Source organism: Acinetobacter sp. 742879, from assembly GCF_000588535.1.
GTDB classification, from domain to species: domain Bacteria; phylum Pseudomonadota; class Gammaproteobacteria; order Pseudomonadales; family Moraxellaceae; genus Acinetobacter; species Acinetobacter pittii.
Window position 1 is genome coordinate 26,204 of the sequence record NZ_JFYC01000025.1, and the last position, 9,995, is coordinate 36,198.

At 40.3% G+C, this 9,995-nt stretch carries 9 protein-coding genes and 4 tRNA genes; 12 read left to right on the forward strand and 1 reads right to left on the reverse strand.

Annotated elements, in window-relative coordinates; translation table 11 throughout:
- Positions 1 to 32: 32 nt before the first annotated feature.
- Together J690_RS22610 and J690_RS22615 are read left to right on the forward strand one after the other, a co-directional pair.
- A complete protein-coding gene (locus tag J690_RS22610) occupies positions 33 to 1,184 on the forward strand; it encodes an outer membrane protein assembly factor BamD (protein ID WP_032038600.1) in 1,152 nt (383 codons plus the stop codon).
- Between the two features lie 157 nt (positions 1,185 to 1,341).
- Positions 1,342 to 3,216 carry a DNA primase gene (locus tag J690_RS22615; protein WP_032038601.1) on the forward strand — a complete coding sequence of 625 codons (1,875 nt, stop codon included), beginning with the start codon at positions 1,342 to 1,344 and terminating at the stop codon, positions 3,214 to 3,216.
- Here J690_RS22615 and hemA read toward each other — a convergent pair.
- Positions 3,213 to 4,496, reverse strand: a complete 1,284-nt coding sequence (gene hemA, locus J690_RS22620) for a glutamyl-tRNA reductase (protein WP_032038603.1) — start codon at positions 4,494 to 4,496, stop codon at positions 3,213 to 3,215. The genes J690_RS22615 and hemA overlap by 4 nt on opposite strands.
- Before the next feature lie 88 nt (positions 4,497 to 4,584).
- On the opposite strand from hemA, the gene J690_RS22625 reads away from it, so the two are divergent.
- From J690_RS22625 to pth, 10 genes are all read left to right on the forward strand, one after another.
- Positions 4,585 to 6,294: a tetratricopeptide repeat protein gene (locus J690_RS22625; protein WP_005070953.1), complete on the forward strand. Its 1,710-nt coding sequence runs from the start codon at positions 4,585 to 4,587 to the stop codon at positions 6,292 to 6,294.
- Between the two features lie 4 nt (positions 6,295 to 6,298).
- A complete protein-coding gene (lolB, locus tag J690_RS22630) occupies positions 6,299 to 6,877 on the forward strand; it encodes a lipoprotein insertase outer membrane protein LolB (protein WP_032038606.1) in 579 nt (192 codons plus the stop codon).
- Between the two features lie 18 nt (positions 6,878 to 6,895).
- Complete coding sequence (gene ispE, locus J690_RS22635) at positions 6,896 to 7,729, forward strand: 4-(cytidine 5'-diphospho)-2-C-methyl-D-erythritol kinase (RefSeq protein ID WP_032038609.1); 834 nt, start codon at positions 6,896 to 6,898, stop codon at positions 7,727 to 7,729.
- Positions 7,728 to 7,802, forward strand: a tRNA-Gln gene (locus J690_RS0104815). The genes ispE and J690_RS0104815 overlap by 2 nt, the downstream gene beginning before the upstream one ends.
- Before the next feature lie 26 nt (positions 7,803 to 7,828).
- Positions 7,829 to 7,903, forward strand: a tRNA-Gln gene (locus J690_RS22640).
- A 20-nt stretch (positions 7,904 to 7,923) separates the two neighbouring features.
- Positions 7,924 to 7,998: transfer RNA gene (locus tag J690_RS22645), tRNA-Gln, on the forward strand.
- Positions 7,999 to 8,089: 91 nt separating this feature from the next.
- A tRNA-Gln gene (locus J690_RS22650) sits at positions 8,090 to 8,164 on the forward strand.
- Between the two features lie 36 nt (positions 8,165 to 8,200).
- Positions 8,201 to 9,151: a ribose-phosphate pyrophosphokinase gene (locus J690_RS22655; RefSeq protein WP_002120445.1), complete on the forward strand. Its 951-nt coding sequence runs from the start codon at positions 8,201 to 8,203 to the stop codon at positions 9,149 to 9,151.
- Positions 9,152 to 9,247: 96 nt separating this feature from the next.
- Entirely contained in the window at positions 9,248 to 9,544 is a 297-nt protein-coding gene (gene rplY / locus J690_RS22660) for a 50S ribosomal protein L25 (RefSeq protein WP_002120443.1), read from the forward strand.
- A 20-nt stretch (positions 9,545 to 9,564) separates the two neighbouring features.
- The coding region (pth, locus tag J690_RS22665; protein ID WP_032038611.1) for an aminoacyl-tRNA hydrolase at positions 9,565 to 9,995 on the forward strand (431 nt) is incomplete at its 3' end.

A 9,995-nucleotide genomic window follows, 5' to 3' on the forward strand; every position in this document is an offset into this window, starting at 1 on the left:
AGCTCATTGCCCAACATAACAGAGGAGTTTTTATGTCGCTACCACGTTATAAAATTACGATGCTTGCCTTATCTTTAGGCGTAGCGTCTGCATTTGTGGGCTGTAGCAGCAATCCAAGTAAAAAAGAAGTGGTCGATACTGGCCCTCAATCTAGTGAACAAGCTTACTTCGAAAAGGCCCAAAAGTCGCTTGACCGTGGTCAATATCTTGATGCGACCAAGTCCTTAGAGGCAATCGATACTTATTATCCGACTGGACAATACGCTCAACAAGCACAACTTGAACTTCTATATTCGAAATTTAAACAAAAAGATTATGAAGGCGCGATTGCCTTAGCAGAACGTTTTATTCGTTTAAATCCTCAACATCCAAATGTGGATTATGCTTATTATGTTCGTGCTGTTGCCAATATGGAGCAAAACTACGACAGTTTGATGCGTTATACCTCTTTACAACAGTCACATCGTGATGTGAGTTATTTAAAAGTTGCGTATCAAAACTTTGTTGATTTAATTCGTCGTTTCCCAAGTAGCCAATATTCTGTCGATGCTGCTCAGCGTATGAAATTCATTGGGCAAGAACTTGCCGAAAATGAAATGACTGCTGCTCGCTTCAACGTTAAACGTAAAGCTTGGATCGCCGCTGCAGAACGTTCGCAATGGGTGATTGAACACTATCCACAAACACCTCAAATTCCAGAAGCTTTAGCCACTTTGGCATATAGCTATGACAAGTTAGGTGATAAAGCTACTTCCCAACAATATATTGAAGTTTTAAAGCTTAATTATCCAAACCTTGTGAAAAAAGACGGCACAGTTAACATGCGTGCTGCTCGTAAAGAAGGTAACTGGATCAACCGTGCAACTTTAGGTATTTTCGGTCGTGAATCGACTGCTGCAACGCCAGAGAGCACAACTGAAGCAGAAGCTCCAAAACGTGGTTTCCTCAACCGTGTTAGTTTTGGTTTAATTGGTAATTCAGATAAAGAAGAAACTGAAGCACCAGAACAAACACCTGTTGAAGCTCCTAAGTCTGAACGTAGTTGGACAAACCGTTTAAGCTTCGGTTTATTAGACAAACCTGAGTCACAAGCAGCAGAAAATACAACTGTTGCACCAGCTGTAACCTCTACTGAAGCTTCAAATGATGAGGCAACACAAGGTGCGGATGGGGCTGCTCAATAAGTTTAAGCTTTAAAAAACATCAACAAACAGGCAAGTGATATCACTTGCCTGTTTGTTTTTATAAAATATTAAAATATTTATTGGGCATATCTCGATTCATCATGTCAGAATATTCTGACTCACTGTCTCATCAAGTTTTAATACGGTTATCTGAATTATGGCAATTCCACAGCATACGATTGATCAAATTCTAGATCGCACAGATATTGTCGATCTGATTGGTCAACGTGTGAAACTGAAAAAGACCGGACGTACATATTCCGGCTGTTGCCCTTTTCATCAAGAAAAAACGCCATCATTCCATGTCTACCGTGACAAACAGTATTATCACTGCTTTGGTTGTCAGGCTAACGGAAATGCAATCCGTTTTCTTATGGATATTGATAACCGAAACTTTATTGAGGTAATGAAAGAATTATCGAGCAGTACCGGAATTGAATTACCTAAAGATAATACTGAGAATAAAAAACTATCTTATACCCGTCAGGTTACAAAGCCACAGCCACCCGTTACTAAAACAAATGCGGCAGAGCCTGTAACTCCACAACAACCAAGTGATGAAAGCTACAACACGCTTGAACCCGTATTTTTTGATGACCCTTTTGCTCAGTTCGAACAGCCATTTAGCTTTGATGAACCCGTTCAAGAAGGTAATTTATATGACTTACTGGAAAATGTTGCTCAGTTCTATGAGCAACAATTACCAACAAGTCAGAAAGCTAAAAATTACTTTAAACAGCGTGGACTAACCAATCAGACTATTCAATTTTGGCGCTTAGGCTATGCTCCAGAAGACTGGCAACATCTAGAAAAAGCCTTTCCTTATGACATTGACGGATTAAAACAACTTGGACTTATTCGCTCAAGTGATAATGGGCGTGATTTTGATTTGTTACGTAACCGCGTCATTTTCCCAATTCGCGACCCTAAAGGCCGAGTGGTTGGTTTTGGTGGGCGTGCTTTAAATGATGAAATCAAACCTAAGTACATTAACTCGCCAGACTCAGAAGTCTTTCATAAAAATCAGCTACTTTATGGACTTTATGAAGGTAGAAAGCTTAAATCTAGCGATTGGTTAATGGTTGAAGGCTATATGGATGTCATTGCGCTTCAGCAATATGGCATTACCGGAGCTGTGGCAACTTTAGGGACTGCAAGTAATACTGAACACCTTAATATTTTATTTAAACAAAATAGTCGTATTACGATTGCTTTTGATGGCGATGCAGCAGGTCAAAAAGCTGCGCGCAGAACTTTAGAAATTGCTTTACCCCTTCTCAATGATGGTCGTGAACTCAAATTTTTTGTTCTACCGAATGATCACGATCCCGACTCTCTCATCCGTCGAGAAGGACTCGAAAATTTCCAAAAACTATTACAACAAGCCCCTCTTCTGTCCGATTTCGTGTTTGCGCACTTAACAGGTCAACACGATATCAGTACACCTGAAGGGAAAAGTTTAGTCATGGGTGAACTCAGAGAGCTCACCGAGTTATTGCCTAAACAAGGTTCTTTCCGTTACTTACTTACTCAATCTTTCCGTGAAAAACTCGGACTAGGTAAACGTTTTACTCCACAAATCAGCCACGATGCCTCGCTCTCATTTAACATCCATACAAAAGATGAAGACTTTGCGATTGCAATTTTAATGCATCATCCTTTTCTTTATATTCATTTTGAAGGATTGCGGGCTTATATACAGCAAGATGAATTATTGGCTAAAGTACTCGCAATCTTAAACCGTATTTTTGATGATTTACCGGATGATCAAGAGCTGGCAACTTATTATGTGCTTGGTGCGTGTAGTAGTTACTGTCATGAAATCGCCGATATTATGCAAAGAACAAATATTCAGGCATTAACACAGGCACCTGAGGTAGCTGACAAGTTAGCTAAGGAATATTCGCTAAGTCTGCAAGAAAGATATTTACGTCAGAAGCTGAAATCACCGATTTCTTTAATTGAATCAAGAAATCTAAGACAACAGCTCAATGAGTTAACAAAACAAATTAGCTTAAAGCTGTTGTCTTAATGTTTTGGCTTACGCTCATGATCAAATACATCCTGTAAATGCTGTTGTAACCATTCAAAATAATCAGGATTTTCTGCTTTAGCAGCTTCACGTAGCAATATCGATGTAGGATGTATAAGCTTTTGCGTCAAACGGTGAGCAAATTGCTGTAACACATGTTCGGCATTCTCACCATGATGCAAAGCTTCTAACGCATGTGTAAGCTCTTGTTGACTAATCTCTTCACTGTGCTGACGGTAAGCATGAATTGTGCCCCCCGCCTCTTTAACCTTTTGATGAGTAATAAGCTGAGTAGCTAATTGATTAACCATGACCTCTGCTTCAACAGCCGCCTGACGACGTTGAGCAAGGTTCTCATCAATCACACTTTGTAAATCATCGACACCATATAAATAGACCCCATCAAGTGCTTCAACTTTAGGATCTATATCACGTGGTACCGCTAAATCAACCATTAACATTTGTTGGTAGCGGCGTTTTTTTAATGCAGCCTTAACATCAGAATAAGCAATAACTTGATATAAACTTCCAGTACAGCTCGACACGACATCAGCACGATATAAATTTTCTGCTAATGCTGAAAACTCAATAATTTCAACTTCAACCTGATGTGCAATCTCCTGAGCCAGCTGGTCAGCACGCTCACGGCTACGATTACAAATAATAATCTTCGCGACACCCATTTCAGCCAAATGCTTAGCAACCAAGCTATTCATTTCACCCGCAGCAACGACCATTACGGTAAGCTTTTCAGGCTTACTAAAAACCTGTAAGGCCAGTTGTGCAACTGCATAACCCATTGAAACAGCATGACTACCTACCGCAGTTTCGGAACGTACACGTTTAGCTGCATAGAAAGCGTATTCAAAAACACTATTTAATTCAGGAGAGACCGTTTGCGCTTCTTTAGACAATGCCAAAGCGCTTTTGACCTGCCCTAAAATTTGTGGCTCACCAAGCATGAGAGAGTCTAGACCACTCGCCACTCGCATTAAATGTGTAATCGCCTGCGTATTCTCGTAACGATAAACATGATGAATTAACTGCTTTACATCAATATTATTGGCATCGGCTAACCATTTTAGAAGGCTTTCGGCGTTTTCTGCCATGGCATAAACTTCTGTACGGTTACAGGTCGAGACGACCACCAAATCCTTTAAGTTTTGGTGATGGCGTTGTTCGGCAAGCAAACGACTTAATCGCTCTGCATTGAAAGCAATTTGTTCGCGGAGTTCTACAGAAGCTGTTTGATGGTTGACACCCAATGCAAAGAAAGACATATCAGATCATCATTTCGCTAAATTTATGCTATTGTGCAACATCGGTGTCATAAAAAGCATTACTTTGGATCAATAAAAATTGCGTCAAATGAATAGCCGTATTAATTTTAACGGTGCTTCGATAAGACAGTATTCTACCACATTCTTGTTGTTAGGTAGCATGTCCTCGTATGTCTATGCACGTCCTGTGCAAGAGACCTATGCCGTGCATTCATTTGATCAGGCCCTAGAGCAAACGATGGTCGCTGAATTTGCTCTAGCTTATGACGATATTCCAAACGCTTTGCATAATTACACAGTGCTCGCAATTAAAAGCAACTCTACATCAATTAAGCAGAGAGCTTTAGACGTTGCACTTGAATATAATGATTTACAAGCTGCGTTAAATATTGCTACACACTGGGTAGCTCAAGAACCTAAAGATGTACCAGCTTTATTTTATTTGTCACACATTGCTTTAAAAACGCACGAATATCAGCTTGCTGCTGAGACATTAGATAAAATCTTAAAGATAGATCCCACTGCTGATTTAGAACAAATTTTAGCCAGCATTGCTCCAGAAAATGCGCAAGATCGAGAAGTACTATTAACAGCTTTACGTTCTAGCGCAGAAAAAGACAATCCTTCTATTTTGGCACTCATCGCCAATTTAGAGGCTCAAAATGGCCAATTACAAACTGCGCTAACCAACATTAACAAAGCATTACGTCGACGTCCTAAAGTAACGAGCTTTATTTTAATGAAAGCAAACTTACTTATTGCTCTCAGCGATCAAGAAGGTGCGCTTAAATGGTATGCAAAGTCGAGTCGTAAAAATAAGAAAAATTTAGATATTCGATTAGCTGAAATCCGCTATCTCATACAAATTAACCAATCTCAGCTTGCGTTAGAAAAACTTGAAAAGATTATAGAAACCAACCCTAAAGCTGAAGAAGCCTTATTTATTGCAGGCTTAACGAGTATTGATTTAAAGCAATATGACAAAGCAGAACAATATCTTGTTGACCTACGAAACTCGGCAAAATATCAAAATGAAGCGTATTACTACTTAGCTATTAATGCGGAGCGTAAACAGCATTATGAAACTGCAAAAGCATACTATCGTTTAGTTGATGGCAGTTTATATGTGGTATCTAGACGAAACTTGATCGCAATATATGATAAACAAGAAAATTTACACGATGCTTTACGGTTCCTTACTCAAGAACGAGTAAATTATCCTCAACATGCAAGTTTCTTATATCAAGCCCAAGCTGAAATCTTAAAGAAAATGGGCAATAAAAAAGCTGCACTAAATCTATTAGATGAAGCAATTAAAAACTTACCCGACGACCCAGAACTAATTTACGCGGAAGTTTTATTACTTGATCCATATACGGACCGTGACAAGCTGGACAAAACCTTAAAACAATTATTACAACTTGAGCCCAACAGCCCAACGTATCTAAATGCATATGCTTATACACTAGCACTGCAAAACCGCCGTTTAAAAGAAGCACGTCAGTATGCAGAGCAAGCATTAGAATATGCGCCTGAACAGGCCTCAATTCTTGATACGCTAGGTTATATTGCATTTTTACAGAACGATTATGAAGCTGCGGCGGAAGCCTTAGGCAAAGCGTATGAACTTAGCCATAATATAAATATTGGCGTTCGTTATGCTAAAGCTTTGTATATGCAAGGGTCACTCACGCAATTTAGCGCAGTGTTACAACAACTGAAACAAAAACATGCCAATGATCCACAATTACAACAGCTTGATGCGTTAATTTTACCTACATCTGCAAAAAAGAGTTAAATATATGAGCAAATTTGCCCAACTGTGCACAGCGATCTGTGGATCAAGTGTATTATTTCTAACCGGTTGTCAGCATTTTACTCAACCAAAACCTGCGGTTACCCCACAAGTTCAAGACGAAAAACACTTTAATTTGCAGGGTAAGATTGGGGTTCGTACACCACAGCAAACTGGTAGTGCTTTTTTTACTTGGCTTCAACAGCAAGATAATTTTGATATCGAGTTAAGCGGCATTTTAGGCGTTGGAAAAACCCAAATTCAGGGTAAACCAGGCGAAGTAACTTTAAACAGTTCTAAAACAGGACTTATTACCGCTGCCTCTCCAGAAGAACTTTTAGAGCGAGCAACGGGTTGGCAAGCCCCTATTACACACTTAACGAGCTGGATTTTAGCAAAACCAGCAACGCTAAATGCTCAAATTACGAAAGACCCTGCAAATCGAGTGAGCCAACTGGTAGAAGATGGCTGGACGGTTAATTTCAGTTACGATGGTGAACAAACTTTGCCGAACAAACTGGTTTTAAAGCAAGCTCTTGCTGAAGATAAAGAAAACCGTATTACAATGGTCATCCAAAACCGCTAAGTCTAATTATATAAATCTATGATTCGAGTTCCTTCCCCTGCTAAGCTCAACCTGTTTTTACATATTACAGGCCGACGTGAAAATGGTTACCATGAGCTACAAACCATTTTCCAACTGATTGATTTATATGATTGGATGACATTTACACCGACTTTGGGCGAAGAAATCAAAATCGATGGGTTAAGTGAAGTTCGAGCTGAAGAAAACTTGATTTATCGGGCAGCTCAAATACTAAAACCACATGCAAAAAAACTTTGTGGCTTGGACATCAAAATTGAAAAAAATATTCCAATGGGTGCGGGTCTAGGCGGCGGTTCATCTAATGCCGCCACAACGCTTATTGTGTTAAATCAATTATGGGAATGTGGCCTAAAGCAAGAACAACTTGCGGACTACGGTGTAAAGCTCGGTGCTGATGTTCCAATTTTTATTTATGGTAAAAATGCATGGGCTGAAGGCATCGGTGAACATTTATCATTCATAGACTTAGATCAAAAACAGTTCATTATTTTAAAACCTGATTGTTTTATCAGCACTCAATTGCTTTTTTCACAAAAAACATTGACAAGAGACTCTAAGACCACTAAATTTTGCGCCTATCAGTTAGAACCTTCTAATTTTGGAAATAACTTTGAGCCACTGGCTCGGCAGTTATACCCTGAAGTAGAAGAAGCAATGCAATATTTAGATCAATTTGGTCAAGCAAAGCTTACAGGTACAGGTGCTTGTGTTTTTATTGAAGTAACGAATGAAATGAATATTGATGAAATTCTTAAGCATTCACCATGTAAATCTTACTTGGTAAATAGTTTAAAAGAATCTCCTCTTAATCATTTTAAGGTTACACGTTAGGGGCGTCGCCAAGTGGTAAGGCACCGGGTTTTGATCTCGGCATCCGTTGGTTCGAATCCAGCCGCCCCTGCCAACCTCACCTGTAATGATGATTATATTAGGGGCGTCGCCAAGTGGTAAGGCACCGGGTTTTGATCTCGGCATCCGTTGGTTCGAATCCAGCCGCCCCTGCCATCATATATATCATCGAATTTAGGGGCGTCGCCAAGTGGTAAGGCACCGGGTTTTGATCTCGGCATCCGTTGGTTCGAATCCAGCCGCCCCTGCCATTCTCTTATTTTAAAGACAGACTTAATTGCTATGCTTTTTGTTGATTAATCTTGACATTGCATTGCAAAAATATTAAAGTTCTGCCGCATTAGGGGCGTCGCCAAGTGGTAAGGCACCGGGTTTTGATCTCGGCATCCGTTGGTTCGAATCCAGCCGCCCCTGCCATCTATTTCATTACATACCAACCGCCAAGGGTGCTTCATGCCCAATCTTGTCGTTTTTAGTGGAAATGCTCATCCACAGTTCGCTCAAAAAGTCGTAAGTCACTTACATATCCCTCTAGGTGCTGCATCAGTCGGTCACTTTTCTGATGGAGAAATTTCAGTAGAAATTACTGAAAATGTTCGTGGTAAAGACGTATTTATCGTTCAGCCTACTTGTGCCCCTACCAATGATAACCTTATGGAAATCTTGGTTATGGCAGATGCTTTGCGTCGTGCAAGTGCTGGTCGTATTACCGCTGTTATCCCTTATTTTGGTTATGCTCGCCAAGACCGTCGTCCACGTTCTGCACGTGTGCCGATTACAGCTAAAGTTGTCGCAGACATGCTTACCACTGTTGGTATTGACCGTGTCGTGATGATCGACTTACATGCTGACCAAATTCAAGGTTTCTTCGATATTCCAGTCGACAACATCTACGGTACTCCTGCTTTGCTTGCTGACTTACGTCAACAACAACATGACAACCTTATGGTGGTTTCTCCTGACGTTGGTGGTGTAGTACGTGCTCGTGCTGTTGCCAAACAGATGGGTGACATCGATTTAGCAATTATTGATAAACGTCGTCAAAAAGCCAATGAGTCGCAAGTTATGCACTTAATTGGTGACGTAAAAGATCGTGATTGCGTTATCGTAGACGATATGGTCGATACTGCTGGTACATTGTGTAAAGCAGCTGATGCGCTTAAGCAATTTGGTGCACGTCGTGTAGTTGCATACGCAACTCACCCTGTACTATCAGGTAAGGCTATTGAAAACTTACGTAATTCAGTTATTGATGAACTGGTTGTGACTGATACCATTCCTCTTTCTGAAGAAGCATTGACCTTAGGCAAGATCCGTCAGGTTTCTGTTGCTAGCATGGTTGCTGAAACGATTCGTCGTATTAATAACGAAGAGTCTATCAGTGCAATGTTCGATAGTTTATAATATTGCAGCTTTTTATAAACCCTAGCCTTGGCTGGGGTTTTCTATCACTAAACTGGTCGCAAGTTTAGTCTTTTAAACTTTAATGAGGATTTACTCATGGCAAACTTCGTATTAAACGCTCAAGCGCGTGCTGAAGACAAACAAGGGAAAGGTGCGAGCCGCCGCCTTCGTCGCGAAGCTTTAATTCCAGCTATCATTTATGGTGGCAACGCTGAGCCTGTAACTGTTACTTTAGAACTTCGTGAGCTTGTAAAAGCTTTAGAAAGCAATGCTTTCTTTGAAGAAGTTGTAGAAATCAAAGTGGGCGACAAAGTTGAAAACGTTAAAATCCAAGCGTTACAACGTCACCCATCTAAAAACACTCCTATGCACGCTGACTTCAAACGCGCATAAGTGTTTAAAGGCGTAGATTAGTGTCAAATATTTCGCTAATTGTTGGTTTGGGCAATCCTGGTTCAGAATATGCCCAAACCCGCCATAATGCAGGTTTTTGGTTCATTGAACAGCTTGCAGACAAATATGGCATTACATTAAAAAATGATCCAAAATTTCACGGAATCAGTGGACGTGGTAATATAGAAGGACACGATGTCCGTCTACTTCTACCCACTACATTTATGAACCGTTCTGGACAAAGTGTAGTTCCATTTGCAAAATTTTATCAAATTGCTCCCGAAGCAATTTTGATTGCTCATGATGAACTTGATATGAACCCAGGTGTAATTCGTCTTAAAACAGGCGGTGGACACGGTGGTCATAACGGTTTACGTGACATTGTCCCTCATATTGGTCCAAATTTTCACCGTTTACGTATTGGTATCGGACATCCTGGCTCGAAAGAGAA

Coding starts and splice junctions, on each gene's coding strand:
- J690_RS22610 (WP_032038600.1), top strand. CDS start 33: ATGTCGCTACCACGTTATAAAATTACGATGCTTGCCTTATCTTTAGGC.
- J690_RS22615 (WP_032038601.1), top strand. CDS start 1,342: ATGGCAATTCCACAGCATACGATTGATCAAATTCTAGATCGCACAGAT.
- hemA (WP_032038603.1), bottom strand. CDS start 4,496: ATGTCTTTCTTTGCATTGGGTGTCAACCATCAAACAGCTTCTGTAGAA.
- J690_RS22625 (WP_005070953.1), top strand. CDS start 4,585: ATGAATAGCCGTATTAATTTTAACGGTGCTTCGATAAGACAGTATTCT.
- lolB (WP_032038606.1), top strand. CDS start 6,299: ATGAGCAAATTTGCCCAACTGTGCACAGCGATCTGTGGATCAAGTGTA.
- ispE (WP_032038609.1), top strand. CDS start 6,896: ATGATTCGAGTTCCTTCCCCTGCTAAGCTCAACCTGTTTTTACATATT.
- J690_RS22655 (WP_002120445.1), top strand. CDS start 8,201: ATGCCCAATCTTGTCGTTTTTAGTGGAAATGCTCATCCACAGTTCGCT.
- rplY (WP_002120443.1), top strand. CDS start 9,248: ATGGCAAACTTCGTATTAAACGCTCAAGCGCGTGCTGAAGACAAACAA.